This window comes from Kitasatospora sp. NPDC004240, from assembly GCF_053603215.1.
Window position 1 is genome coordinate 1 of record NZ_JBSGFD010000126.1, and the last position, 25,609, is coordinate 25,609.

Annotated in this window: 21 protein-coding genes; 13 read left to right on the plus strand and 8 right to left on the minus strand. The window is 74.4% G+C overall.

Annotated features, from left to right (window positions below):
* The coding region (locus ACWEQL_RS28360; RefSeq protein WP_452153171.1) for an ATP-dependent helicase at window positions 1-3,983 on the minus strand (3,983 nt) is incomplete at its 3' end.
* A 266-nt stretch (window positions 3,984-4,249) separates the two neighbouring features.
* On the opposite strand from ACWEQL_RS28360, the gene ACWEQL_RS28365 reads away from it, so the two are divergent.
* The 6 genes from ACWEQL_RS28365 to ACWEQL_RS28390 all read left to right on the plus strand — a co-directional run bounded on the left by ACWEQL_RS28365 (window position 4,250) and on the right by ACWEQL_RS28390 (window position 10,491).
* Window positions 4,250-5,797, plus strand: a complete 1,548-nt coding sequence (locus ACWEQL_RS28365) for a S8 family serine peptidase (RefSeq protein ID WP_452153172.1) — start codon at window positions 4,250-4,252, stop codon at window positions 5,795-5,797.
* Window positions 5,798-5,871: 74 nt separating this feature from the next.
* Window positions 5,872-6,441 (plus strand): GNAT family N-acetyltransferase, encoded by a 570-nt coding sequence (locus ACWEQL_RS28370; protein ID WP_452153173.1) that lies wholly within the window; start codon window positions 5,872-5,874, stop codon window positions 6,439-6,441.
* A gap of 11 nt (window positions 6,442-6,452) precedes the next feature.
* Entirely contained in the window at window positions 6,453-6,647 is a 195-nt protein-coding gene (locus ACWEQL_RS28375) for a DUF3046 domain-containing protein (protein WP_452153174.1), read from the plus strand.
* Between the two features lie 61 nt (window positions 6,648-6,708).
* On the plus strand, window positions 6,709-8,106 hold the full coding sequence (locus tag ACWEQL_RS28380; RefSeq protein WP_452153175.1) for an AI-2E family transporter: 1,398 nt from the start codon (window positions 6,709-6,711) through the stop codon (window positions 8,104-8,106).
* Between the two features lie 176 nt (window positions 8,107-8,282).
* Entirely contained in the window at window positions 8,283-9,395 is a 1,113-nt protein-coding gene (gene recA / locus ACWEQL_RS28385; RefSeq protein WP_452153176.1) for a recombinase RecA, read from the plus strand.
* 4 nt (window positions 9,396-9,399) lie between these two features.
* Entirely contained in the window at window positions 9,400-10,491 is a 1,092-nt protein-coding gene (locus ACWEQL_RS28390) for a regulatory protein RecX (RefSeq protein WP_452153177.1), read from the plus strand.
* A gap of 146 nt (window positions 10,492-10,637) precedes the next feature.
* On the opposite strand, the gene ACWEQL_RS28395 is transcribed toward ACWEQL_RS28390, so the two are convergent.
* From ACWEQL_RS28395 to ACWEQL_RS28415, 5 genes are all read right to left on the minus strand, one after another.
* Window positions 10,638-12,593, minus strand: coding sequence for an FAD-dependent monooxygenase (locus ACWEQL_RS28395; protein ID WP_452153178.1), 1,956 nt, complete (start codon window positions 12,591-12,593; stop codon window positions 10,638-10,640).
* Window positions 12,594-12,703: 110 nt separating this feature from the next.
* The gene (locus tag ACWEQL_RS28400) at window positions 12,704-13,558 is read right to left on the minus strand and encodes an amino acid ABC transporter permease (RefSeq protein WP_452153179.1); all 855 of its coding nucleotides are present in this window, start codon (window positions 13,556-13,558) and stop codon (window positions 12,704-12,706) included.
* Entirely contained in the window at window positions 13,555-14,205 is a 651-nt protein-coding gene (locus ACWEQL_RS28405; protein ID WP_452153180.1) for an amino acid ABC transporter permease, read from the minus strand. The genes ACWEQL_RS28400 and ACWEQL_RS28405 overlap by 4 nt, the downstream gene beginning before the upstream one ends.
* Before the next feature lie 54 nt (window positions 14,206-14,259).
* On the minus strand, window positions 14,260-15,174 hold the full coding sequence (locus ACWEQL_RS28410) for a glutamate ABC transporter substrate-binding protein (protein ID WP_452153181.1): 915 nt from the start codon (window positions 15,172-15,174) through the stop codon (window positions 14,260-14,262).
* 125 nt (window positions 15,175-15,299) lie between these two features.
* Window positions 15,300-16,073 carry an amino acid ABC transporter ATP-binding protein gene (locus ACWEQL_RS28415; RefSeq protein ID WP_452153182.1) on the minus strand — a complete coding sequence of 258 codons (774 nt, stop codon included), beginning with the start codon at window positions 16,071-16,073 and terminating at the stop codon, window positions 15,300-15,302.
* A gap of 328 nt (window positions 16,074-16,401) precedes the next feature.
* Here ACWEQL_RS28415 and ACWEQL_RS28420 point away from each other — a divergent pair, with 328 nt between their 5' ends.
* Window positions 16,402-17,244 (plus strand): response regulator transcription factor, encoded by an 843-nt coding sequence (locus tag ACWEQL_RS28420; protein WP_452153183.1) that lies wholly within the window; start codon window positions 16,402-16,404, stop codon window positions 17,242-17,244.
* Between the two features lie 6 nt (window positions 17,245-17,250).
* Window positions 17,251-18,702 carry a sensor histidine kinase gene (locus ACWEQL_RS28425; protein WP_452153184.1) on the plus strand — a complete coding sequence of 484 codons (1,452 nt, stop codon included), beginning with the start codon at window positions 17,251-17,253 and terminating at the stop codon, window positions 18,700-18,702.
* Here ACWEQL_RS28425 and ACWEQL_RS28430 read toward each other — a convergent pair.
* Window positions 18,699-19,718 carry a TAXI family TRAP transporter solute-binding subunit gene (locus tag ACWEQL_RS28430; RefSeq protein WP_452153185.1) on the minus strand — a complete coding sequence of 340 codons (1,020 nt, stop codon included), beginning with the start codon at window positions 19,716-19,718 and terminating at the stop codon, window positions 18,699-18,701. The two genes, ACWEQL_RS28425 and ACWEQL_RS28430, sit on opposite strands and share 4 nt — an antisense overlap.
* 84 nt (window positions 19,719-19,802) lie before the next feature.
* Here ACWEQL_RS28430 and miaB point away from each other — a divergent pair, with 84 nt between their 5' ends.
* Both miaB and ACWEQL_RS28440 read left to right on the plus strand, forming a co-directional pair.
* The gene (gene miaB / locus ACWEQL_RS28435) at window positions 19,803-21,299 is read left to right on the plus strand and encodes a tRNA (N6-isopentenyl adenosine(37)-C2)-methylthiotransferase MiaB (protein WP_452153186.1); all 1,497 of its coding nucleotides are present in this window, start codon (window positions 19,803-19,805) and stop codon (window positions 21,297-21,299) included.
* 86 nt (window positions 21,300-21,385) lie between these two features.
* On the plus strand, window positions 21,386-22,084 hold the full coding sequence (locus tag ACWEQL_RS28440; RefSeq protein ID WP_452153187.1) for a hypothetical protein: 699 nt from the start codon (window positions 21,386-21,388) through the stop codon (window positions 22,082-22,084).
* Between the two features lie 71 nt (window positions 22,085-22,155).
* On the opposite strand, the gene ACWEQL_RS28445 is transcribed toward ACWEQL_RS28440, so the two are convergent.
* Window positions 22,156-22,419: an antitoxin gene (locus ACWEQL_RS28445; RefSeq protein ID WP_452153188.1), complete on the minus strand. Its 264-nt coding sequence runs from the start codon at window positions 22,417-22,419 to the stop codon at window positions 22,156-22,158.
* Window positions 22,420-22,602: 183 nt separating this feature from the next.
* Here ACWEQL_RS28445 and miaA point away from each other — a divergent pair, with 183 nt between their 5' ends.
* The 3 genes from miaA (at window position 22,603) to dapF (ending at window position 25,322) form a co-directional block, all read left to right on the plus strand.
* Window positions 22,603-23,553 carry a tRNA (adenosine(37)-N6)-dimethylallyltransferase MiaA gene (gene miaA, locus ACWEQL_RS28450; protein WP_452153189.1) on the plus strand — a complete coding sequence of 317 codons (951 nt, stop codon included), beginning with the start codon at window positions 22,603-22,605 and terminating at the stop codon, window positions 23,551-23,553.
* 234 nt (window positions 23,554-23,787) lie between these two features.
* Window positions 23,788-24,297 (plus strand): hypothetical protein, encoded by a 510-nt coding sequence (locus ACWEQL_RS28455; RefSeq protein WP_452153190.1) that lies wholly within the window; start codon window positions 23,788-23,790, stop codon window positions 24,295-24,297.
* 116 nt (window positions 24,298-24,413) lie between these two features.
* Window positions 24,414-25,322: a diaminopimelate epimerase gene (gene dapF / locus ACWEQL_RS28460; protein ID WP_452153191.1), complete on the plus strand. Its 909-nt coding sequence runs from the start codon at window positions 24,414-24,416 to the stop codon at window positions 25,320-25,322.
* Window positions 25,323-25,609: the final 287 nt, after the last annotated feature.

The window sequence follows — 25,609 nt, forward strand, 5'->3', positions numbered from 1 at the left end:
CCGCGCGGGGTGGCCCTGGGGGCGCGGTGGGCGGTGGCGCCGGCGGTCCGGCCGGAGCCGAGCAGCGCGCGCAGCGGGGCCAGGGTGTCGTTGCTGACGTACCCGGCCCAGGCGAGGTCCCACAGGGCCTCGACGAGCTCGGTCTGCGGGGTGTCGGGCAGGGTGCGGGCGAGCTGCTCGGCCAGCTGGCGGAAGAACAGGCCGTATCCGCCGTCCAGCGCCTCCAGCAGGGCGGTGTGCACCGGGGTGAGGGTGGGCGGGACGGGGTCGGGGCGCAGCAGGTGGGCGTTCTCGGCGAGGTGGAGGCTGATCCAGCCGTCCTTTCCGGGCAGCGCGCCGGCGCCGGACCAGCCGACCTCGCCGGCGGCCATCAGCTCGTCCAGCAGGCCCGGGGAGTAGTCGGTGAGCCGGGCCGGGAGGATCAGCTTCTCCAGGGCGGAGGCGGGCAGGGCGGTGCCCTGGAGCTGCTCGACCACCCGGACCAGTCCGTCGGGGCCGCGCAGCCGGTGGCCGGCCAGGTGCTGCCACTGCGGGAGGAAGGCGGCCAGGGCGCGCGGCGGCACCGGCTCGACCTCCTGGCGCAGGGCGGCCAGCGAGCGGCGGCGCAGCCGGCGCAGCACCTCGGCGTCGCACCACTCCACGGCGGCGGGGTGGCCCTCGGGGACGGTGGCGGGGGCGTCCGCGGAAGAGCCGGGTGCGCGAAGCGCTTCCGTGTACGGCCGGTGAGGGCGGAACTCGCCCTGGACCAGCCGCCCGGCGGCGGTGAGCCGCTGGAGGGTGCCGACGACCACGGCCGCGCCCAGGCCGAAGCGGGCGGCGGCCTCGCCTGCGGTGAACGGGCCGTGGGTGCGGGCGTACCGGGCGAGCAGGTCGCCGAGCGGGTCCTTGACCGGCTCGGTGAAGGCCTCGGGCACGCCGACCGGCAGCGGGGTGCCGAGGGCGTCGCGCAGCCGGCCGGCGTCCTCGACGGCGGCCCAGCGCCGCTCGCCGGCGATCCGCACCTGGATGATCCGGCGGGCGGCCTCCAGCTCCAGCGCCCACAGCGGTTCGGCGCCGCGGGTGGTGAGTTCGGCCTCGGAGAGCGGGCCGAGCAGCCGCAGCGCGTCGGCGACCCCCTCGGCGTCCTTGATCCGGCGCTCGGGGGTGAGCCGCTGGAGCTCGGCCTCCAGCCCGGCGAGCACGTCCGGGTCCAGGAGCTCGCGCAGCTCGGCCTGGCCGAGGAGCTCGGAGAGCAGCCGGGAGTCGAGCGAGAGGGCGGCGGCGCGGCGCTCGGCGAGCGGGGAGTCGCCCTCGTAGAGGAACTGGGCGACGTAGCCGAAGAGCAGGGAGCGGGCGAACGGGGAGGGCTCGGGGGTGGTGACCTCGACCAGGCGGACGGCGCGGGACTCCAGGTCGCCCATCAGCTCGACCAGCCCGGGCACGTCGAAGACGTCCTGGAGGCACTCCCGGACGGCCTCCAGCACGATCGGGAACGAGCCGTACTCGGAGGCCACCTCCAGCAGCTGGGCGGCGCGCTGGCGCTGCTGCCAGAGCGGGGTGCGCCGGCCGGGGCTGCGGCGGGGCAGCAGCAGGGCCCGTCCGGCGCACTCGCGGAACCGGGAGGCGAACAGCGCGGAGCCGCCGACCTGGTCGGTGACCAACTGCTCGATCTCGCCGGGGTCGAACAGCGCGGCGTCGGCGCCGACCGGGGCGTCGTCCGTGACGGGCCGGTCGGACGGGCCCGTCGGATCGAAGTCGAGCAGGTCGGCGTCGGGCAGCCGCAGCACGATGCCGTCGTCGGCGTGCATCACCTGCGGGTCCAGGCCGTGCTTCTCGCGCAGCCGGGCGCCGAGGGCGAGCGCCCAGGGGGCGTGCACCTGGGCGCCGAAGGGGGAGTGGATGACGATCCGCCAGTCGCCGAGCTCGTCGCGGAAGCGCTCGACGACGATGGTGCGGTCGTCGGGGAGGTGGCCGCAGGAGGTGCGCTGCTCGGCGAGGTAGTCGAGCAGGTTGGCCGCCGCCCAGTCGTCCAGTCCGGCCTGCCGCAGCCGCTCGGTGGCGGCGTCGGGGGTGAGCGCGCCGAGCTCGCGGACGAAGGCGCCGAGGGCCCGGCCCAGCTCCAGCGGACGGCCGAGGGCGTCGCCCTTCCAGAACGGCAGTCGGCCGGGGACGCCGGGGGCGGGGGTGACCAGCACCTTGTCGTGGGTGATCTCCTGGATCCGCCAGGAGGTGGTGCCCAGGGTGAAGACGTCGCCGACGCGGGACTCGTAGACCATCTCCTCGTCCAGCTCTCCGACCCGTCCGCCCCCCTTCTTGGGGTCGGAGCCGGCGATGAAGACGCCGAACAGTCCGCGGTCCGGGATGGTGCCGCCGGAGGTGACGGCGAGGCGCTGGGCGCCGGGGCGGCCGGTGACGGTGCCGGCGACGCGGTCCCAGACCAGGCGCGGGCGCAGCTCGGCGAAGGCGTCCGAGGGGTAGCGGCCGGCCAGCATGTCCAGGACGGCGTCGAAGGCCGACTGCGGCAGGGTGGCGAACGGCGCGGCGCGGCGGACCAGCGCGAGCAGGTCGTCGACCTGCCAGGTGTCCAGCGCGGTGATCGCGACCAGCTGCTGGGCGAGCACGTCCAGCGGGTTGCGCGGGACGCGCAGCGCCTCGATCCGCCCGGCCCGCATCCGTTCGGTGACCACGGCGGACTGGACGAGGTCGCCGCGGTACTTGGGGAAGACCACGCCGGTGGAGACCGCGCCGACCTGGTGGCCGGCCCGGCCGACCCGCTGGAGGCCGGAGGCGACCGAGGGCGGGGACTCGACCTGGACGACCAGCTCGACCGCCCCCATGTCGATGCCCAGCTCCAGGCTGGAGGTGGCCACCACGGCGGGCAGCCGGCCGGCCTTGAGCTCCTCCTCGACCAGCGCGCGCTGCTCCTTGGAGACCGAGCCGTGGTGGGCGCGGGCGAGGACCGGCGGGGCGCCCCTGACCGCGCCGGAGCCGCCCATCAGTTCGGCGGGGCCGTGCGCCTCGGGCAGGGCCCCGCCGGTGGCCCGTTCGAGCGCGATCTCGTTGAGCCGGTTGCACAGGCGCTCGGCGAGGCGGCGGGAGTTGGCGAAGACGATGGTCGAGCGGTGCGCCTGGACGAGGTCGACGATCCGCTCCTCGACGTGCGGCCAGATCGAGTTGGCCGTGCGCGGGTCGGTGGCCGCGCCCGGCCCGGTGCCGTCGGAGGCGGGCGCGGCGGGCAGGTCGTCCAGGTCGGCGACCGGGACGACCACGGAGAGGTCGAACTCCTTGGCGGCGGGCGGCTGGACGATCGCGGCGCCGCGCCGCGGGCTGAGGAAGCGGGCGACCTCCTCGACCGGGCGGACGGTGGCGGACAGGCCGATCCGGCGGGCCGGGCGGTCCAGCAGCTCGTCCAGCCGCTCCAGGCTCAGCGCCAGGTGGGCGCCGCGCTTGGTGCCGGCGACGGCGTGCACCTCGTCGAGGATCACCGTGTCGATGCCGCGCAGGGCGTCCCGGGCGGCGGAGGTGAGCAGCAGGAAGAGCGACTCGGGGGTGGTGATCAGGATGTCCGGCGGGTGGCCGGCGAAACGGCGGCGGTCGGCGGCCGGGGTGTCGCCGGAGCGGATGGCGACCTGGACGTCGGGCTCGGGCAGGCCGAGCCGGACGGAGGCCTGGCGCAGGCCGGTCAGCGGGGCGCGCAGGTTGCGCTCGACGTCCACCGCGAGGGCCTTGAGCGGGGAGATGTAGAGGACCCGGCAGCGCCGCTTCGGGTCGGCCGGCGGCGGGGTGCTGCTGAGGTGGTCCAGCGCGGAGAGGAACGCGGCGAGGGTCTTGCCGGAGCCGGTCGGCGCGACCACCAGGACGTCGGTCCGCCGCTGGATCGCGCGCCAGGCCTCCGCCTGGGCGGCGGTGGGCGCGGTGAAGGCACCCGTGAACCAGGCCCGGGTGGCGGGGGCGAAGCCGTCCAGCGGGTCGGCGGGTGGCTGGCTGGGGGTACGGGGCGCCATGCCCCCATGGTGCCGGGTGGCACTGACAGCCGGGTGTCGTCGGCAGGTGGGCCCGGGTGTCGTCGGCGGATGGGCCCGGTGGGGCCGGCAGGTGAGCCGGGTAGGTAAAGGCGACTAAAAGGGGCAGAAAGCATTATCCGCTCATATGGTGATGATGCAGGCGCTTTTACCTTCCCGTGACTTCTTCATCTCCCGGGAGCCACGCGGGTTCCCGGGACGCCCGGGGGCTCCCGCGACTTCCGGGACCGACGAGCGGAGACCGTGCGATGGCGCAGGCGCAGCTGTCCGGCAGCGGTGCCGCCCGCGGCGGCCGCCCCGCCCCGCGCCGCGCGCGCGGACCGCTCCGTGCCCTGCTCGCGATGCTGCTCACCGCACTGGTGGTGGGCGGCGCCGTCCCGTACGTGGCCGGGCCGGGCCGCTCCTACCTGAGCTACCTGGTGGTGGCCGAGCAGGAGGACGCGGCCGGGGCGGCGCGCGCGGCCGAGGAGACCCGGGCCGCCGGAGGCCAGGTGATCCAGGAGTACCCGCAGATCGGGGCGGTGCTCGCGTACGCGTCCGGCGGGTTCGCCGACACCGTACGGGGCCGGCCCGGGGTGGCCGCGGTCGGTGCCACCCGGACCGAGCCGGTGCCGAGCCCGCCCCGGCCGCTGGACGGCGTGGGCGGCTTCGGCTCCGACCGCGCGGCGGCGGGTAGGAACGCGGGGGCCGGAACGGGGGCGGAGGGCGCGGACGAGGCGACCCCGACGGTGCCCGACCCGGGCGAGCGCGACGGCTGGAACCTCGCGATGCTGGGCGGCGAGGCGGCCACGGCCGACGGCTCCTCCGGGCTGCTGCGCACCCCCGCCACCCCGTCCGCCGAGGCGCTGCGCCGGGTCACGGTCGCCGTGCTGGACTCCGGCGTCGACGACACCCACCCCGACCTGCGGGCCGCCGTCGACCCGGGGAGCTCGGCCTCCTGCGCGGACGGCCGTCCGGACTCCCGCACCGGCGCCTGGCGGCCCGACGAGGGCGTGAGCGAGAGCGGCCACGGCACCCACGTGGCCGGCATCGTCGGCGCGGCGCGGGACGGGCACGGCGTGAGCGGGGTCGCGCCCGGCGTGCGGATCGCCGCGGTGCGGCTGCTCGGCCCGCTCGGCCAGTACTACCCGGAGAACATCGTCTGCGGCATGCTCTGGGCCGCCGACCACGGCGTGAAGGCGATCAACAACAGCTACTTCGCGGACCCGTGGAAGTACAACTGCCCGCAGGACCCCGACCAGGCCGCGATCACCACGGCGGTGGCCCGCGCCGCCGCGTACGCCCAGCGGCAGGGCGCGGTGGTGGTCGCCTCGGCCGGGAACGACGGCCAGGACCTGACCACCGGCCGCACCGACGACCGCAGCCCCAACGACCGCTCCTCCGGCCCCGCGCAGACCCGCGAGGTGGGCCCCGAGTGCGTCCGGCTGCCCGGCGAGCTGCCCGGCGTGGTCACGGTCACCGCCCTCGACCGGGACGGCACCCCGTCCGCCTACTCCAACTACGGCCGCGGCAAGGTCTCGCTGGCCGCGCCGGGCGGCGATCCGGACGGCGGCACCCTGGGCGCGATCACCTCCGACTGGCCCGGCGGCCAGTTCGTGGCGCTGGCCGGCACCTCGATGGCCGCCGCCCACGTCACCGGGGCGGTCGCGGTGGCCGCCGCCCAGCACCCGGAGTACGACGCCGAACGGCTCTCCGCCCTGCTCAACAGCACCGCGGCGGCCGCCTGCCCGCCCGGGCCGCAGGGCTGCGGGGACCGCCAGTACTTCGGCGCGGGCGCGCTGGTGCTGCCGCACTGACCGGGGGCCGGTGCGGCGCGGGCGGATCGGAAATCCGGGTGACCCGACGGCCCGCGCCGGGTGACGATCGGGACATGACGGCATTCCTGACCACCGAGCGGCTGGTGCTGCGCCGCTTCACCGCCTCCGAGGAGGACGTCGACCAGCTGGTGGAGCTCGACGCCGACCCCGAGGTGACCCGCTACCTCAGCGGCGGGCGGCCCACCCCGCGCGAGACCGTGGCGGGGGAGATCCTGCCGCTCTACCTCGACCACTACGAGCGGTACGGGACGCTCGGCTGGTGGGCCGCCGAGGAGCGGGACGGCGGCGCGTTCCTGGGCTGGTTCGAGTTCCGGCCGCCGGACCACGCGGCCCCGCGCGAGATCGAGCTGGGCTACCGGCTGCGCCGCGCCGCCTGGGGCCGCGGCCTGGCCACCGAGGGCGCCCGGGCGCTGATCGACCGGGGGTTCGCCGAGCTGGGCGTGGAACGGGTGTGCGCGTACACCATGGCGGTCAACCTGGGCTCGCGACGGGTGATGGAGAAGGCCGGGCTCGCGTACGTGCGCACCTTCCACGAGGACTGGCCCGAGCCGGTCCCCGGCAGCGAGCACGGCGAGGTCGAGTACGCCCTGGACGCGGCGGGGTGGGCCCGGCCGGGTCGGTGATACTGGTGGGCATGAGGCTCACGGAGTTCTGGCGGCGGATGTACGAGCACTTCGGCGAGGCGTACGCGGAGTCCTTCGTCTCGGACCACGTGATGAGCGAGCTCGGCGGGCGGACGGTCCGTCAGGCGCTGGACGCGGGCTGGGAGGCCAAGGAGGTCTGGCGGGTGGTCTGCGACACCCAGGGGGTCTCCGCGCTGCTGCGCTGAGCGCCGCCGCCCCGGACCGGTTCGGACCCGGACGGCCGGACCGATGGGTGAGACTGTGCGGGTGACACGCAGCGCAGAACCCCAGAATCCGGACAGGTCGGCGCAGGTCGCCGAGGAGGTCGCGGGCCCGCCGCCCGCAGCGGGCCGGCCGGTGCCGGGCCAGGCCGGGGGCCCGGGGCGGCCGGGCGGTCCGGGGGCCGACCCCGGTGGGCTGTGGGGCACCGGGATGCCGCGCTGGCTGCCCCGGGCGATGGTGCTCGCCCTGGCGCTGGTCGGGCTGTTCCAGCTCGCCGACTGGGCCTTCCACCAGCTGATCGACCTCTTCGTGATCCTGCTGGTCTCGTTCTTCCTCTCGCTCGCGCTGGAGCCGGCCGTGGACCGGATGGCCGCCCGGGGCGTGCGCCGGGGCGTGGGCACCTTCCTGGTCTTCGTGGCGGTCGTGGTCGCCGTCGGCGGCTTCCTGGCGGCGCTCGGCACGCTGCTGGTCGACCAGGTCGCCAGGATCGCCGGCGACCTGCCGCACCTGCTGCAGAACCTGATCGACTGGATCAACCGGACCTTCCATCAGAACCTCTCGCTGAACGAGCTCCAGCAGCGGCTGCTCAAGGACTCGGGCGCCATCGAGACGTACGCCCAGCAGGCCGCCGACAACGCCTGGGGCCTCTCCAGCACACTGATCGGCGGGCTCTTCAAGGCCTTCACGGTCGGCCTGTTCACCTTCTACTTCACCGCCGACGGGCCCCGGGTGCGCCGGACCGTCTGCTCGCTGCTGCCGCCCGCCAAGCAGGCCGAGGTGTTGCGGGCCTGGGAGATCGCGCTGGCCAAGACCGGCGGCTACCTCTACTCGCGGGCGCTGCTGGCGGTGGCCTCGGCGGCCGCGCACTGGATCATGTTCGCGGTGCTGGACCTGCCGTACGCGGCGGCGCTCGCGGTCTGGGTCGGCGTGATGTCGCAGTTCGTGCCGACCATCGGCACCTACCTGGCGGGCGCGCTGCCGGTGCTGGTCGCGCTCACCGCGGACCCGGTGGACGCGCTGTGGGTGCTGGCGTTCGTCGTGGTCTACCAGCAGATCGAGAACTACCTGCTGCACCCCAGGATCACCGCGAAGACCGTGGACGTGCACCCGGCGGTGGCCTTCGGCTCGGTGGTCGCGGGCGCCGCGCTGCTCGGCGCGGTCGGCGCGCTGATCGCCATCCCGGCGGCGGCCACCCTGCAGGGCTTCATCGGCACCTACGTGCGCCGCTACGAGGTGGCCACCGATCCGCGGATCGACCGGGGCGAGGAGCGCAGGCAGGCCCGCCGGGAGCGGCGCCGGCAGACGGCGCGGCGACTGCGGCGGATCGTGCGCCCCGAGGAGCGGGACGGCGGGAAGCGGGACGGCGGGGAGAACGGGGGCGGACCGGAGAACGGGGGCGGACCGGAGAACGGCGGCGGGGGCCGGGGGCGTACGGAGGACTGAGCCGGGGGAGCCGGGACGGGCGCTCCGAACAGCTACGCTTGAATCGAACAGTTGTTCTTTGTACTCTCCGGCGAGGAGTTTTCCACAGGCCGAGCCCGGTCGGGGCCGATTGTCAGTGGGACGCGCTAGCGTCGAGGACGATGAAGCGCACAGCACAGAACCCGAGGGTGGAAGCCATGGCAGGTACGGACCGCGAGAAGGCGCTTGAGACCGCACTCGCCCAGATCGAGCGACAGTTCGGCAAGGGCTCGGTGATGCGCCTGGGTGAGAAGGCCAACGAGCCGATCGAGGTGATCTCGACCGGTTCCACCGCGCTGGACGTCGCCCTCGGCGTGGGCGGCATCCCGCGCGGCCGGGTCATCGAGATCTACGGCCCGGAGTCCTCCGGCAAGACCACGCTCACCCTGCACCTGGCGGCCAACGCCCAGCGGGCGGGCGGCACGGTCGCGTTCGTGGACGCCGAGCACGCGCTCGACCCCGAGTACGCCAAGAAGCTCGGCGTCGACACCGACGCCCTGCTGGTCAGCCAGCCGGACACCGGCGAGCAGGCCCTGGAGATCACCGACATGCTGATCCGCTCCGGCGCGGTCGACCTGGTGATCATCGACTCCGTCGCGGCGCTCGTCCCGCGCGCGGAGATCGAGGGTGAGATGGGTGACTCGCACGTCGGTCTGCAGGCCCGTCTGATGAGCCAGGCGCTGCGCAAGATCGCCGGCGCGCTGAACCAGTCGAACACCACCGCCGTCTTCATCAACCAGCTGCGCGAGAAGATCGGCGTCATGTTCGGCTCGCCGGAGACCACGACCGGTGGCCGGGCGCTCAAGTTCTACGCCTCGGTCCGGCTGGACATCCGCCGCATCGAGACCCTGAAGGACGGCACCGAGGCGGTCGGCAACCGCACCCGCGTCAAGGTCGTCAAGAACAAGGTGGCCGCGCCCTTCAAGCAGGCCGAGTTCGACATCCTCTACGGCGTCGGCATCAGCCGCGAGGGCGGCCTGATCGACATGGGCGTGGAGCACGGCTTCATCCGCAAGTCGGGCGCCTGGTACACCTACGAGGGCGACCAGCTGGGCCAGGGCAAGGAGAACGCCCGCAACTTCCTGCGGGACAACCCGCAGCTCGCCGACGAGATCGAGCGGAAGATCAAGGGCAAGCTCGGCATCGGCCCGAAGACCGAGGAGCCCGCCGAGGGCGAGACGCCGGCCGCCGACGCCGTGGCCAAGCCGATCACCGCGACCGCCGCCAAGACGGCCGCGGCGAAGAAGACGGCGGCGGCCGCCAAGGCCTGAACCGTTGAGTCAGCACAGTGAGGGGTGGTCGGCGGGGCCGTCCGGGTCGAACGACGCGGACGAACCGGACGACGACTACGGGCCACCGGACTGGTTCGCCGCCGTGGCCGAGCCGGATCCTGAGCCGGCGCGGCCCGGGCCGGCACCGGTGGCACGGCCGGGGCGGTCGGCGAGTCCCGCCCCGGAGGAGCCGGACCGCTGGGGGGCGGCCGGCTCCGGGACGCCGGGTGCCGGTGCCGGGGTGGCGGACCTCGGGCTGGTGTCCGCGTCCGAGCTGCCGGCCGGCCGGCGCCGACGGCGCTCGGCACTGGCGGAGGAGGCGGACGCCGACGGGGGTGCGGCCGCCGAGTCCGCCGGTCGCCGGGCGTCGCCGGGCGCCGGCCGCCGGCAGCGGTCCGAGGACGGGCGGCGCTCCCGGGCCGGCTCCCCGGCGCCGGGGTACGACCCGGAGGGGACGGACGCCGACCCGGACGCCGACCCCGCCGCGCGCGGGCGGACCCGGGCCGGGCGAGGGCCCGGCGGGCGCGGGTCCAAGGACGGTTCCGCGGCGGGGGCCCGGGGCCGGACGGCCGCGGCCGAGGAGCAGACCGACCCCGAGACCCGGGCGCGGGACATCTGCCTGCGCCTGCTCACCGGGGCGGCCAAGACCCGCAAGCAACTGGCCGACGTGCTGCGCCGGCGCGAGATCCCGGACGAGGCCGCCGAGCGGGTGCTCGACCGTCTGGAGGAAGTCGGGCTGATCGACGACGCCGCCTTCGCCGAGGCCTGGGTGGAGTCCCGGCACGCCGTACGGGGGCTGTCCCGGCGTGCGCTGACGCAGGAGCTGCGCACCCGAGGCGTGGCAGGTGAGGCCATCGAGCGGGCGGTCGCCCAGGTCGATCACGAGGACGAGGCCGAGGCGGCCCGGGCCCTGGTCGAGCGCAAGCTGCGGGCGACCCGGGGGCTGGAGCGGCAGGCCAGGACCCGCCGACTGGTGGGCGTCCTGGCCCGGCGCGGCTACTCGGAGGGCCTGGCCTTCCGGGTCGTCCGGGAGGCCCTGGACGCCGAGGCCGCGTACGACCCGGACGAGGACGTGTACGGCCCAGACGAGGACTGAGCGCGCGGGGCGGGGAGACCGTACGGCCCGGACGGGGGTGGACGACCTCGGGGCGCAGATGATCGCCCGTGCGGTCGCCGAGCAGGTCGCGTAGGAGCTGACCTACCCCGGGCAGATCCGGGTGACGGTGGTCCGTGAGAGCCGGGTCACCGAGGTGGCCCGCTAGGCGCGTCCACCGCCGGGTCGGCCGCGCCCGGCGCCGGGGCATTTCGTACGGCCGCGCCCCGCGCACCCGCGCCGGACGCGCCCTGCCCGCGCGAGACCCTGGCGGGTGCCCCCTTCGCAGGCGTGCCGTTCGTGGACGGCCCCTTCGCAGGCACGTCCTTGACGGCCGCGCCCTTGGCCGAGGAGCTCTGTGCCGAGGAGCCCCTCGCCGAAGAGCTCCTGACCGCCGGGCCCCCGCCCGGCCCACCCGCCCCCGGCGTGCCCGGCTCGGCCGGGCCGTCGAGGGGGGCCGGGCCGCCGCGGGCGCGGTCGGCGAGCGCCTGGAGGTCGGCCGCGGCGGCGCCCTGGGTGATGCCGACCAGGTGGCCGTCCGGGCGGATCAGCAGCACGGTGTGCGGTCCGGCGCCCGGGTACTCCTCGGTCACCAGCACCTCGGCGGGCACCGGGAGCGCGGCGGCGACCTCGGCGAGCCGGGGCATCAGTCCGGCGCCCAGCCAGTGCTCGGCGGACCAGACGGCGGTGCCGGGGGCGACCAGCAGCAGCAGGAAGGTGGCCCCGAGCCGGGCGTGCAGCCGGTCGGGGGTGCCGTCGGTGGCGAGCACCGGCAGGTCGGGGACGAGCACGCCGGGCGCGGTGGCGGGCAGCAGCTCGCTGAGCGAGGTGGTGCCGCGCGCGCCGCGCTGGACCGGCACCCGGCCGGGGACGCCGGAGGGCGCGGCGGGGTACGCCGGCGCGCCGCCGAAGCGGCCGGTGCCGAGCTGGCCGTCGGAGAGCAGCGGCGCGTGCTTGCGGAAGGAGCCGGTGAACAACGAGCGCCGGGTGGCCTGCCAGCCGCGCAGCGGGCGCAGCAGCGGCATGGACTGGTCGACCGCGCGCAGCCGGGCTCCGACCGCGCCGCGCCGTTCGGCCTCGTAGCCGTCGAGCAGGGAGCCGCCGGGCTGGGGGCCGCCCGCGTGGAGGTGCCAGGCGAGGGCGAGGCGCCAGGCGAGGTTGTCGGCGTCGCGCAGGCCGTCGGCGAGGTTCTGCATGCCGAGGGCGCCGTGCAGGTGGGCCGCGTCGCCGGCGAGGAAGCAGCGGCCGCTGCGGAAGCGGGCGGCGAGGCGCTGCTGGGCGGTGTGGTCGGCGGCGGCGAGCAGCTCGTACCGGGGGAGCTCGCCGCACCAGCCGGTGAGCGCGGAGGTGACCCGGGTGAGCAGGGTGTCGCCGGTGACGACGCCGGGCCAGGTGGCGTGCGGGTCGACCGGTTCGGTGGGCGCGGGCCGGCCGGGGGGCAGCCGCCAGTCGAGGCGCCAGACGCCGTCCGGCAGCGGGCGGGCGGAGGCCTCGCGGTCGCCGCGCCACGGCGGCTCGCGGTGCAGCCGGGCCTCGGTGAAGGGCAGGTCGACCCGGACGGTGGCGATGGCGTTGCGGTCGACGGCGGGCCGTCCGGGGAAGCGGATCCGCAGCAGTTTGCGGACGGCGGAGCGGGCGCCGTCGCAGCCGACCAGGTGGCTGCCGCGCCACCAGGTGCCGGTGCCGTCCTGCGGGTTGTGGGTGCGGACGCTGACGCCGTCGCGGTCCTGTTCCAGCTCGACCACCCGGCTGAGCGGGACGAGCCTGACCAGCGGGGTGGCGGTGAGGGCGTCGCGCAGTCCGCGCTGGAGCCGGTGCTGGGGCAGGTGGAGGACGGGGCTGTCGGCGAGGTCGATCCGCAGCACCTCCTGGCGGCGGCGCCAGATGGTGAAGGCGTCCCACCGGGCGGCGTCGGAGACGGCCCGGGTGTAGCCGATCCGGGTGAGGAAGGCGGCGCCGTCGGCGCCGAGGACGAGGCTGCGGGGCCCCTCGGGGCACAGTCCGGAGCCCTCGTCGAGGACCACGGTCGGCACCTCGTGGCGGGCGAGCGCGAGGGCCAGGGCCAGACCGACCGGTCCGGCCCCGACCACGATCACCGGGTCCACGGCGGGACCTCGTCATGGGTACGGGCCGACGACGAGGGGGCGTCATATGCCGCGAGGATGGTCCCGGGTGGTGTCACGAACAGCTATGCAACAGTTCACCTGCGTGTCCGTCAAGCAGCAGCCGATGTGCGCCGGTTCGCGCCGCGTCGGCCGCGCGCTTCGATCCACTTGGCGAGCCCGGTCAGGAGCAGGCAGAGCAGGATGTAGATGGGCGTGATCACCAGGACCACCGGGATGTACGGGAAGCCCTCGGCGGTCGGCGACTGCATGGCGATCGCCTTGCCGATGAAGAGCAGCTCGGTGTAGGTGATGACGTAGCCGAGCGAGGTGTCCTTGAGGGTGACGACCAGCTGGCCGATGATCGCCGGCAGCATCGAGCGGACGGCCTGCGGCACCAGGACGGTGAGCATGACCTGGCTCTTGCGCAGGCCCAGTGCGTACGCCGCCTCGCCCTGGCCGCGCGGGACCGCGTTGATGCCGGTGCGGATGATCTCCGCCTGCACCGAGCCGTTGTAGAGGGCGAGGCCGAGCACCAGCGCCCACATCGGTTCCTTGGCGAAGAACGCGTAGTAGAGCGCGACGATCAGGATGAGCAGCGGCATCGCGCGGAAGAACTGCACGATCGCGGTGGCCGTCCAGCGCACCGGCTTGTGGTCGGAGAGCCGGCCGGTGGCGAGCAGCGCGCCGAGCAGGAGCGAGAACAGCGCGGCCAGCCCGAAGGCCTGCAGGGTGTCCAGCATGCCGTCGACGATGCGCTGCTGGACGTTGGCGTACTCGAAGGGCTCCCACAGTTCGGGGGAGAACTGGTTGTTGGCCGCCAGGGAGGCGTACGCGTACCAGAACAGGCCGGCGATGCCGAGTACGGACACCACGCCGAAGATCCGGTAGCGGAGCCGGGCGCGCGGGCCGGGGGCGTCGTACAGGACGCTGGCCGTGCCGGTGGAGCGGGTGAAGAGGCTGCTCATCGGGCCACCGCCAGTCGGTTCTCCAGGGTGCGGAACAGCAGGTTCACGGCGAAGCTGATCGTCAGGTAGGCGAGCGCCACCCAGAAGAAGATCGCGAAGATCGAGTACCCGAGCTCCGACAGGGTCTGCTGGACGTGGAACAGTTCGCTGACGCTGAAGGCGCCGGCGATCGCCGAGTTCCTCGGCAGCGCGATGAAGACGCTGCTGAGCGGCGGCAGGACGGTGCGCGCCGCCTGCGGCAGCACCACCATGGTGAGGGTCTGGCCGAAGGTCATGCCCAGGCTGCGGGCGGCCTCGGCCTGGCCCAGCGGCACCGTGTTGATGCCGGAGCGCAGGACCTCGCAGACGAAGCTCGCGGTGTAGAAGCCGAGCGCCAGCGTCGCGAAGGTGAAGTGGCTGAGGTGCACGCCGAGGCGGGGGAGCCCGAACTCGACGGCGAAGAACAGCAGGGTGAGCGGGGTGTTCCGGAAGATCGTCACCCAGGCGGTGCCGAAGGCACGCAGCGCGGGGATCGGGGAGACCCGGAAGGCCGCCAGCAGGGTGCCCAGCAGCAGGGCGAGCAGCGCACTGGCGATGCTCAGCCCGATGGTCTGCAGGAAACCGTCCCAAAACAGCTCGAAGTTGCCGTTCTCGAACAGTATGCCCATCCGGCGGCCCTCCTCTCGGTCGGCGTCTGTGACTGGTGGGGTCAGACGTGCGGATCAGTAACGGGCCAGCTCCGGGACCGCGGGGGCCGGGGAGCCGGACAGGCCGAGGGTCGCGTCGTACGCCTTCTTCCAGTCACCGTTGTCCTGGTGCGCCTTGATCGCGTCGTTGATGGCGTCGCGCAGCACCTTGTCGTCCTTGTTCAGGCCGACGCCGTAGTTCTCCTTGGTGAACGGCTTGCCGACCACCTTGAGCTTGCCGGGGAACTTGGAGGCGTAGCCCTTGAGGATCGCGTCGTCGGTGGTGACCGCGTCGACCTCGCCGCTGAGCAGCTTGTCCACGCAGGCCGAGTAGGCGTCGAACTGGGTGATCTGGGCGCCGTACGGCTGGATGTTCTTGATCGAGGTGGAGCCGGTCGCGGTGCAGACCTTCTTGTCCTTGACGGTCTCCGGGCCGGTGATCGCGCTGTTGTCGGCCTTCACCAGCAGGTCCTGGCCGGCGATGTAGTACGGGCCGGCGAAGGAGACCGACTTCTTGCGCTCGTCGTTGATGCTGTAGGTGCCGACGTAGTAGTCGATCTGGCCCTTGGAGATCGCGGGCTCGCGCTGCGAGGAGACCAGGGTCTGGAACTTGATCTGGTCCGGCGAGAAGCCGAGGTCCGCCGCGATCATCTTGGCGATCTCGATGTCGAAGCCGCTGCGGGTGTTGGTGGCGAGGTCCTCGAAGCCCAGGAACGGCTGGTCGGACTTGGCGCCGATGAGCAGCGAGCCGCGCTTCTTGGCCTCGGTCCAGGTCGGCGAACCGTCCAGCTTGGCGTCCGTCTTCACCATGTAGGTGGGCAGCTTGGGCGCGGGGCTGCCGTCGGTGCCGGTGGCGGGGGCGGCGCCGGGCGAGCCCTCCTTGCCGCAGGCGGCGGTGGCGGTGAGCGCGACGACACAGAGCGCGACGGCGAGAGTGCGACGAGTCCTCATGAGAGTTGTTCTCCTCGGGCTGGGCCACGGGTCAACCGGGCGCTGGCTACAGGAAGTTCCGTGCGGGGAGGGGCGTGGGGGAGCCGCTCCGGCGGGACGGGCCCCGCGGTGCGGGGCGTCCCGGGTCAGTGGTGCAGGATCTTCGACAGGAAGTCCTTGGCGCGGTCGCTGCGCGGGGCGGTGAAGAAGGCGTCCGGGGTGTTCTGCTCGACGATCTTCCCGTCGGCCATGAACAGCACGCGGTTGGCGGCGCTGCGGGCGAAGCCCATCTCGTGGGTGACGACGACCATCGTCATGCCGTCGGCGGCGAGTTGGCGCATCACCTCCAGCACCTCGTTGATCATCTCGGGGTCGAGGGCCGAGGTGGGCTCGTCGAAGAGCATCACCTTCGGGTTCATGGCGAGCGCCCGGGCGATCGCGACGCGCTGCTGCTGGCCGCCGGACAGCTGCGCCGGGTACTTGTCGGCCTGCGCGCCGACGCCGACCCGCTCCAGCAGCTCCCTGGCGGTGCGGACGGCCTGCTCGCGCGGGATCCGGCGGACCTTCACCTGGCCGAGCACCACGTTCTCCAGCACCGTCTTGTGGGCGAAGAGGTTGAAGCTCTGGAAGACCATCCCGACCTCGGCCCGGAGTTTGGCCAGTTCCCGCCCCTCGGCGGGCAGCGGACGGCCGTCGATGGCGATCGTGCCGGAGTCGATGGTCTCCAGCCGGTTGATCGTCCGGCACAGGGTGGACTTGCCGGAGCCGGAGGGTCCGATCAGGACCACCACCTCGCCCTGCGCGATCTCCAGGTCGATGTCCTGGAGCACGTGCAGCGCCCCGTAGTGCTTGTTCACCCCGTTCAGCACCACCAGCGGAGCCGGCGTACCGCTCGAGTCCTTGGACGGGCTCTGGGTCATCGCGCCTGGCTCCCTCGTGTCGGCCCGAGGGGCGAACTCCCTTGGGCTGCATGGTGGTACGGATACCGGGGGCTGAAGGCCGGCGGAGCCCGCAGCCCCCGGTGGGGTGACCATAGGAGTGGTGACCGTGCCACGTCAGCCGATCTGAGCGGAACTTGAGCATCACGAAACGGCCACATGGTGGCGGGCCCGGCGCAGATGGTGACGAGCCTGGCGTCGGCGGGCCCACTGGCCCATACTGCGCAGAACCGGGACCTGCCCGGCAGGGGCCGTGAACAGCGATGAACGCCCCGTGACCCTCGGGGGAAGCTTCGGGAAAGGAGGAACGATGCGACTGCTGCTCGTCGAGGACGACGAACGCGTCGCCGCGGCCCTGGTCGCCGTCCTGGGCCGGCACGGCTTTCAGGTCCGGCACGCCCGCAGCGGCCACGAGGCCCTCGACGCCCTGGTGCCGGACGGCAACGAGCCGTACCGGGTGGTGCTGCTCGACCTCGGCCTGCCCGACCGCGACGGCTTCGAGGTGTGCAGCCGGATCCGCGCCGGCAGCGGCGTTCCCGTGATCATGGTGACCGCCCGCGCCGACATCCGCTCGCGCATCCACGGCCTCAACCTGGGTGCCGACGACTACGTCACCAAGCCGTACGACATGGGCGAGCTGCTCGCCCGCATCCACGCCGTCGCCCGGCGCGGCACCGCCGCCGCGGCCGCGGCGGCCGTCACCGTGCCCGCCGCCCCCGACGCCGTGCCGCAGCCCCGGGGACCGCTGGAGTCCCGGGGCATCCTGATCGACCGCGAGCGGCGACGGGTCAGCGTGGACGGCCGCGACGTGCCGCTCACCCGCAAGGAGTTCGACCTGCTGGCGCTGCTCGCCCAGAGCCCCGGCGTGGTCTACCGGCGCGAGCAGATCTTCAGCGAGGTCTGGCGCAGCGGCTGGGAGGGCAACGGCCGCACCCTGGAGGTGCACATCGGCTCGCTGCGCACCAAGCTCGCCCTGCCCGGCCTGGTCGAGGCCGTCCGCGGCGTCGGCTACCGGCTGATCCCGGAGTCCCCGGACGCCCCGGAGTCCTCGCACGCCCCCGGTGCCCCGGACGCCCCGGAGACCGGCCCGGCCCCGGCCGCCGGCCCCGCCGCGCCCACCGGCAGCACGCCCCCGGCCGCCGCGGAGCGCTGACCGCACGTGCGCACCCGCCTGCTCGGCATCCTGCTCTCCCTGATGGCCTGCGTCCTGGCCGCCCTCGGGCTGCCGCTCGCCGCGGCCGTCGCCGCCGCCGAGCAGAGCCGGGTGGTCGTCGACCGGATCGACGACGCCGCCCGCTTCGCCCAGGACCTGCCCACCGGCGGGGTCGCCACCACCACCGGCTCCGCCGTCAAGGGCGAGCCCGCCCCCGGCGACCTCAGCCGCAAGCACGCGCTGGACGCCGAGGCCGCGCGCTACCACGAGCTGTACGGCGTGCGGATCGGCATCTTCCAGCGCGACGGCGTCCCCATCGCGGTCGCCCCGGCCGGATGGCGGGTGCCCGCCTCCGGCTGGGGCGCCCAGGCCTTCCAGGAGGCGCTGGACGGGCGGCGCAGCCACAACCCGCCGCAGGTCTGGCCCTGGACCACCGACGGCACCCTGACCATCGCCGCCCCCGTGGTGCGCGACGGCGACGTGGTCGCGGTGGTGCTCAGCGAGTCACCGACCGACGCGATGCGCACCAGGGTGCTGCACCGCTGGCTCTTCATCGGGGCCGGCGAGGCCGGCGCCATGATCATCGCGGTGCTGCTGGCCGTCCGGCTCACCGAGTGGGTGCTGCGCCCGGTACGCACCCTGGACCGGGCCACCCACGCGATCGCCACCGGCCGGATGAACGCCCGGGTCGCCCCCGGCGGCGGCCCGCCCGAGCTGCAGCGCCTCGCCCACTCGTTCAACGAGATGGCCGACCACGTGGTGCTCGCCCTGGACCAGCAGAAGGCCTTCGTCGCGGACGCCTCGCACCAGCTGCGCAACCCGCTGGCCGCGCTGCTGCTGCGGGTCGAGGTACTGGGCCTGGAGCTGCCGGAGGGGCACGAGGAGGAGCTCGGCGGGGTCCGCGAGGAGGGCGCCCGCCTCGCCCGGGTGCTGGACGACCTGCTGGGACTGGCCACCGCCGAGCACGCCCGGCCCGAACCCGAACCCACCGACCTGGCCGCGCTCGCGCTGGCCCGGGTGGACGCCTGGCGGCCGGTGGCCGAGCGGCGCGGCCTGGAGCTCGCCTGGGAGGGACCGCCGACCGCGATGGGCATGGCCGACCCGATCGGCTTCGGCAGCGCGCTGGACGCGGTGGTCGACAACGCGCTCAAGTTCGGCCCGCCCGGCAGCCGGGTGCGGGTGCTGGTCGCCGTGCACCGCAAGGAGGTCGTCGTGGTGGTCGCGGACGCCGGCCCCGGCCTGACCGAGGAGGAGCTGGCCCGCGCCGGCGACCGCTTCTGGCGCAGCCCCCGACACCAGAACGTGGACGGCTCCGGCCTGGGCCTGTCCATCGCCCGCACCCTGCTCCAGGCCGCGGGCGGCTCGCTGACCTTCGCCCCGGTCAGCCCGACCGGCCTCGCGGTCACCCTGGCGGTGCCCCGGCCCGAGAAGGGCAGGAAGCTCCTCCAGCAGGGTTAGGGCTTCACCGAGCGGTAGTAGCGCTTGGCGCCCTCGTGCAGGGGCAGCGGGTCGGTGTAGACGGCGGTGCGCAGGTCGACCAGCTGGGCCGCGTGCACCTGGGCGCCGATCTGGTCGCGGCTGTCGATCACCACCCGGGTCATCCCCTGCACCAGGTCGGTGTCCACGTCGGCCCGGGTGATCAGCAGGTTGGGCACCGCCACGGTGGCGACCGCGTCGCCCGGCTCCGCGCTGGGGTAGGTGCCCTTGGGCATGGTGGCCGCCCGGTAGGCGTCGGTGCCGCCGCCCTCCACCCGGTGCACGGCCTCGGCGAGGTCGCCCAGCGGCACGATCCGGATCCTGAAGTGCTCCGAGAGGTCGCTCACCGCGCTGGTCGGCAGCCCGCCGGACCAGAAGAACGCGTCCAGCTTGCCCGCCCGCAGCTGGTCGGCGGCCTCGCCGACGCCCAGCATCGCCGGCCGGATGTCCAGGTCGGGGTCGAGCTGGGCGGAGGACAGCAGCCGTCGGGTCACCAGGTTCACCCCGGACAGCGACTGGCCGACCCCGACCCGCAGCCCCTTGAGGTCGGAGGCCTTGCGCACCGGCGAATCGGCCGGCACGACCAGCTGGAGGTAGTCGTCGTAGAGCCGGGCTATCGCCCGCAGCTTCTCCTTGCCCGGCCCGCCGTACTCGGCGACCGCGTCGGCGGTCGCTATGGCGAAGTCGTCCCGGCCGCTGGTCACCCGGGCCAGGTTGTCGATCGAGCCCTGCGAGTTGTCCAGCCGCAGCCGCACCCCGGGCATCGAGCGGGCCACGTGGTCCTGCAGCAGCTGCCCGTACCGGTCGTAGACGCCGCGCTGGACGCCGGTGGCGAAGCCGGTCTCGCCGCGCGGGTAGTCGGGGCCGCGGCCGGCCGACAGCCACCAGCCGCCGAGCGCGCCCAGGACCACGACCAGCGCGAGCACCGACCGCCAGAACGGGCTGCGCGCCGCCGTGCGGACGGCGGTGCGGAGACGGGGGTCGGTGGAGCGGGCCATGCAGGGATAGTGCCAGGCCCAGCCGGAGAACGGGAGCGAACGGGCGGGGGAAAACCGTTGGGCCGCTGCCCGTACCCTGGTCTGGTGAGCGGTGACAGCGGATCGAAGAGCTACAAGGTCGTCACGTACGGCTGCCAGATGAACGTCCACGACTCCGAGCGCCTGTCCGGGCTGCTGGAGGACGCGGGGTACGTCAAGGCCGGCCAGGAGGGCGACCCGGACCTGGTGGTGTTCAACACCTGCGCGGTGCGCGAGAACGCCGACAACAAGCTGTACGGCAACCTCGGACAGCTCGCGCCGGTCAAGAGCCGCCACAAGGGCATGCAGATCGCCGTCGGCGGCTGCCTGGCGCAGAAGGACCGCGACACCATCGTCAGCAAGGCGCCCTGGGTCGACGTGGTCTTCGGCACCCACAACATCGGCCACCTGCCGGCGCTGCTGGAGCGCGCCGCGGTCGAGCGCAAGGCCCAGGTCGAGATCCTGGAGTCGCTGGAGACCTTCCCCTCGACCCTGCCCACCCGCCGTGAGTCGGCGTACGCGGCCTGGGTCGCGATCTCGGTCGGCTGCAACAACACGTGCACGTTCTGCATCGTGCCGGCGCTGCGCGGCAAGGAGGAGGACCGCCGCCCCGGCGACGTCCTCGCCGAGATCGAGGCGCTGGTCGACGAGGGCGTCATCGAGGTCACCCTGCTCGGCCAGAACGTCAACGCCTACGGCTCCGACCTGGGCGACCGCGAGGCCTTCTCCAAGCTGCTGCGCGCCGCCGGGCAGATCGAGGGCCTGGAGCGGATCCGCTTCACCTCCCCGCACCCGCGCGACTTCACCGACGACGTGATCGCCGCGATGGCCGAGACCCCGAACGTGATGCACCAGCTGCACATGCCGCTGCAGTCCGGCTCGGACACCGTGCTCAAGGCGATGCGCCGCTCGTACCGGCAGGAGCGCTTCCTCGGCATCATCCGCAAGGTGCGCGAGGCGATGCCGGACGCGGCGATCTCCACCGACATCATCGTGGGCTTCCCCGGCGAGACCGAGGAGGACTTCGAGCAGACCCTGCACGCGGTCCGCGAGGCCCGCTTCACCAACGCCTTCACCTTCCAGTACTCCAAGCGCCCCGGCACCCCGGCCGCCGACATGGAGAACCAGGTGCCCAAGGCCGTGGTGCAGGCCCGCTACGACCGGCTGATCGCCCTCCAGGAGGAGATCTCCTGGGAGGAGAACAAGAAGCAGGTCGGCCGCACCCTGGAGATCCTGGTCGCCGAGGGCGAGGGCAAGAAGGACGACCGGACCGACCGGCTCTCCGGCCGCGCCCCCGACAACCGGCTGGTCCACTTCACCCGGCCGAGCGAGCCGGTGCGCCCCGGCGACATGGTGACCGTCGAGATCACCTACGCCGCCCCGCACCACCTGCTCGCCGAGGGCCCGACCCTCTCGGTGCGCCGCACCCGGGCGGGCGACGCCTGGGAGAAGCGCCAGGCCAAGCCGGCCGCCAAGCCCGCGGGCGTGCTGCTGGGCCTGCCGACCATCGGCGCCCCGGCCCCGCTCGCGGCGGCCCCGGCGGGCGGCTGCTGCGGCGACTGATCACCGCTGATCGCCGCTGATCACCGCGCACGACGGCCCGGTGGGATCCCCGATCCCGCCGGGCCGCTCCCGTTAGAGTGATCCACATGCTGGTCGCCGCTGCCGTCTGCCCCTGTCCGCCGCTGCTCGTCCCCGAGGTCGCCGCCGGTGCGGCCGCCGAACTGGACGCGCTGCGCGCCGCCTGCGCCGAGGCGGTGGCCGCGCTCGTCGCCGCCGGGCCCGAACTCGTCGTCGTGGTCGGCACCGGCCCCGAGGCCGAGGTGTGGACCGAGGGCGGCGCCGGCTCCTTCCACCGCTACGGCGTGCCGCTGGTGGCCAAGCTGCCGGGCGGACGGGTCGAGGGGCCGGAGCTCGCGCCCTCGCTGACGGTCGGCGCCTGGCTGCTGGAACGGGCCGGGGTGACCCTGCCGACGCACGCCTGCGCGGTGCCCGAGGACGCCCCCGCCGACCGGATGCTCGGCCTCGGCCAGGGCCTGGCCGGGCTGGCCGACCGGGTCGCGCTGCTGGTGATGGGCGGCGGCAGCGCCTGCCGTTCGCTCAAGGCGCCCGGCTACCTCGACGAGCGGGCCGAGGGGTACGACGAGGCGCTGGCCGCGGCCCTGGGCTCGGCCGACCTCACGGCCCTGGCCGCGCTGGACCCGGGCCTGGCCGCCGAGCTCAAGGTCGACGGCCGGGCCCCCTGGCAGGTCCTGGCCGGCGCCGCCCAGGGCGCCGGCCTGGCGGGCCGGCTCGGCCACCACGAGGCGCCGTACGGGGTCGGCTACTTCGTCGCCTCCTGGAGCTGAGGGCCGCGGCCCGCTCTCCGTCGCCGCCCCGCGCCGTTGCCCTCTTTTGTCGCCCCGGTGACCGGGGCGGCTCAGGCCGTCGGGCCCCGGCCGCCGTCGGGAGCGGTGCCCGGGCCGGGGGCCTCACCCGGCTTCGGCTTGTGGGCGAAGTCGGCGGCGGCCTCCTTGGCCCGGTGGGTGCCGTGCTCGATCTTCTCGGTGTACTTGCCCTTGGTGGCCTTGTCGATCGCGCCGCCGGCCTTGTCCACCGCGTGCTCGATCTGACCGCTGTGCTTGCCGGCCAGTTCGCTCGCCTTCTCCTTGAGCTCGCCGGCCTTGCCCTTGAGGTTGTCCATCAGACCCATGGTGTCCTCGCCTTCCTCTCGTCCTGCTCAACGTCCGTACCCGTCGAACCGTTCTCGACCGCGGAGGTCCTGCGAACGGCTTGAAATCGACCGTTACCGGTCATATCGTCGCCCGGTTCGCCGGGGCGGACGGGGAGGTCACCGGCGTGGCGGCGGGTTTGGGAGACTGGTGCGGTGAGCAGTTCTCGTACCCCCGGCGCGGCCGGTCCCCGTGTGGTCTCGGTGGTCGGCGCGACCGCCGCCGGCAAGTCCGACCTGGCCGTGGCCATCGCCCTCCGCCTCGACGGCGAAGTGATCAACACCGACTCGATGCAGCTCTACCGGGGCATGGACATCGGCACCGCCAAGCTCACCCTCGCCGAGCGTGGCGGCGTCCCGCACCACCTGCTGGACGTCTGGGACGTCACCGAGGCGGCCAGCGTCGCCGAGTACCAGCGCCTGGCCCGCGCCGAGATCGACCGGCTGCTGGCGGCCGGCCGCACGCCCGTCCTGGTCGGCGGCTCCGGACTGTACGTCCGGGCGGCGATCGACGAGATGGAGTTCCCCGGCACCGACCCGGAGCTGCGGGCCCGGCTGGAGGAGGAGCTGGAGCGGACCGGCTCCGGCGTGCTGCACCGGCGGCTCGCCGGGCTCGACCCGGCGGCCGCCGAGGCGATCCTGCCCAGCAACGGCCGCCGGATCGTCCGCGCGCTGGAGGTCATCGAGCTCACCGGCCGCCCGTTCACCGCCAACCTGCCCGGCAACCGGGCGGTCTACGACGCGGTGCAGATCGGCGTCGCGGTACCGCGGCCGGAACTCGACGAACGGATCACCCTGCGGGTCGACCGGATGTGGCGGGACGGACTGCTGGACGAGGTCCGCGCACTGGAGGGGCTGGGCCTGCGCGAGGGCCGCACGGCCTCCCGGGCGCTCGGCTACCAGCAGGTGCTGGACCACTTCGCCGGCGAGTGCACCGAGGATGAGGCCAGGGCGGAGACCGTCCGCGCCACCAAGCGCTTCGCCCGCCGGCAGGAGTCCTGGTTCCGCCGGGACGACCGGATCCACTGGCTCTCCCGGCCGGCCGGTGCCGACCCGGCGGAGCTGCTGGAACGCTCGCTGGAGCTGATCCTCCATCAGGGGGGCTGACGAGGGTCGGGATCCGGCCACGGCGGCGGTGCAGCTGCGCGCGCAGGCGGCCGTGCAGGACGAACCGGCGGTCACGACCGGATCACGTCATGGCCACGGATCACCCGACGGCCCCGGTCAGGCTCTGAACGCCCCTCTGGACATGCCATCATCGATGCCATAGGAGGCCGGTCGAGCAAGTCGGCCGCACCGGCCGCGAATCCGAGCTCGTGTCGAACTGCCAGGGGAGGCCGCGTGTCAACGGGTACCGGCTCCGAAACCGGGCAGAGCGGGAGCGCCACCGCACAGGCCACCGAGCCGGACGCCTCGTCCCTGCCGGACCTCCCCGTGCTGGCGGGCCTCGACGCCCCCACCTCGTACGCGGTCGCCATCCCCGCGCTGGACAACCGCACCCCCTCGGGCGCGGTGCACGAGCGGGAGATCCGCCCGCGCCGGCGGCTGCGCTGGTGGCAGACCCTGCCGATCGCGCTGCTCGCCACGGCCGGCTCGCTGATGTTCGCCTTCCCGCTGGCCTTCGGCTCCGCCGGGGCCGGCTCGGCGATGGTCGGGATGCTCGGCATGCTGCTCACCGCCGCCTCGGTCGGCTGGGGCGCGATGGCCGCCCGGCACGCCGGCTACAAGTGGCCGGGCCTGCCCCGCCGCGGCTCCGGCCAGCGGGCGGGCTGGAAGGCGATCGTCGTCTACACCCTGATCGCCCTGGCCGCCTGCGCCCTGGCGCTCTGGCGCGTCGTCCACCTGCGCTGAGCCCCCGGGCCGCGGCCCCGCCCGCGGCGCGTCCGTCCGTGAAGGTGTCCGGCCGGCGAAGTCCGGCCGGCGGACCGGATCGGTGCCCTCCGGGACGGCTCAGTACCATCGGTGGCGTGAGCGAATCCACCCAGCGGCCCAAGGGCATCCCCTTCCTCAAGGGGCACGGCACCCAGAACGACTTCGTCATCGTCCCCGACCCGGACGGCGAGCTGGTGATCGGTCCCGAGGCCGTCGCCACGCTGTGCGACCGCCGGGCCGGCATCGGCGGTGACGGGCTGCTGCGCGTGGTGCGCTCCGCCGCGGACCCGGCCGCCGCCGCGATGGCCGACCGCGCCGAGTGGTTCATGGACTACCGCAACTCCGACGGCTCGATCGCCGAGATGTGCGGCAACGGCGTCCGGGTCTTCGCCCACTACCTGGTCCGGGCCGGCCTCGCCGAGCCGGGCGAGCTGGCGATCGCCACCCGTGCCGGCATCCGCCGGGCCCACGTCGCCGGGGACGCCGAGGACGGCACGCCCGGCCAGGTCACCGTCGACATGGGCCACGCCCGGCTGCCCGGCCCGGACGGCATCGAGGTGACGGTCGGCGAACGGCGCTGGCCCGCCCGCAACGTCAACATGGGCAACCCGCACGCGGTCGCCTTCGTCGCCGACCTGGACCACGCCGGCGACCTGTACTCCGCGCCGCTCACCAGCCCGGCCGGGGTCTACCCCGAGGGCGTCAACGTCGAGTTCGTGGTGGACCGCGGCCCGCGCCACGTCGCCATGCGGGTGCACGAGCGCGGCTCCGGCGAGACCCGCTCCTGCGGCACCGGGGCGTGCGCGGTCGCGGTGGCCACCGCCCGCCGGGACGGCGTCGACCCGGCGGTCACCGGCGAGCCCGCCGCGTACACCGTGGACCTGCCCGGCGGACGGCTGGTCATCACCGAACACCCGGACGGCCGGGTGGAGATGACCGGGCCCGCCGTGATCGTGGCGAGCGGCGAGCTCGATCCGGACTGGTCGGCCGCGCTCGCCCGCTGAGGCACCGTCCGCGGGCCCTGGAGGCCAGGCGGTTTGCCCATTTCGTGACGCGCTGAATCCCCCCGTTCGGGTGAAGCCTCTGACGGAGGGGAAGCAGCGCGTCGCGGAACGTGCTGTGCTCGGTAGCATGGACCACCGGGTCGGCGATCGGCTCCGGTGACCGCTGCCGGAGGTGCCGATGACCATCGAAGCCGGACAGCCCCCCGTGGGGCAGCCGATCAGCGTGGCGCAGTCCGGGCCCAGGCGGCCGCTCGGCGGACTCGGCCGGGCCGCCCTCGGCCGGGCCG

Excerpts from the sequence above, each read along its gene's own strand:
- ACWEQL_RS28365 (WP_452153172.1), top strand. The coding sequence starts at position 4,250 with ATGGCGCAGGCGCAGCTGTCCGGCAGCGGTGCCGCCCGCGGCGGCCGC.
- ACWEQL_RS28370 (WP_452153173.1), top strand. The coding sequence starts at position 5,872 with ATGACGGCATTCCTGACCACCGAGCGGCTGGTGCTGCGCCGCTTCACC.
- ACWEQL_RS28375 (WP_452153174.1), top strand. The coding sequence starts at position 6,453 with ATGAGGCTCACGGAGTTCTGGCGGCGGATGTACGAGCACTTCGGCGAG.
- recA (WP_452153176.1), top strand. The coding sequence starts at position 8,283 with ATGGCAGGTACGGACCGCGAGAAGGCGCTTGAGACCGCACTCGCCCAG.
- ACWEQL_RS28400 (WP_452153179.1), bottom strand. The coding sequence starts at position 13,558 with ATGAGCAGCCTCTTCACCCGCTCCACCGGCACGGCCAGCGTCCTGTAC.
- ACWEQL_RS28405 (WP_452153180.1), bottom strand. The coding sequence starts at position 14,205 with ATGGGCATACTGTTCGAGAACGGCAACTTCGAGCTGTTTTGGGACGGT.
- ACWEQL_RS28410 (WP_452153181.1), bottom strand. The coding sequence starts at position 15,174 with ATGAGGACTCGTCGCACTCTCGCCGTCGCGCTCTGTGTCGTCGCGCTC.
- ACWEQL_RS28415 (WP_452153182.1), bottom strand. The coding sequence starts at position 16,073 with ATGACCCAGAGCCCGTCCAAGGACTCGAGCGGTACGCCGGCTCCGCTG.
- ACWEQL_RS28420 (WP_452153183.1), top strand. The coding sequence starts at position 16,402 with ATGCGACTGCTGCTCGTCGAGGACGACGAACGCGTCGCCGCGGCCCTG.
- ACWEQL_RS28430 (WP_452153185.1), bottom strand. The coding sequence starts at position 19,718 with ATGGCCCGCTCCACCGACCCCCGTCTCCGCACCGCCGTCCGCACGGCG.
- ACWEQL_RS28440 (WP_452153187.1), top strand. The coding sequence starts at position 21,386 with ATGCTGGTCGCCGCTGCCGTCTGCCCCTGTCCGCCGCTGCTCGTCCCC.
- ACWEQL_RS28445 (WP_452153188.1), bottom strand. The coding sequence starts at position 22,419 with ATGGACAACCTCAAGGGCAAGGCCGGCGAGCTCAAGGAGAAGGCGAGC.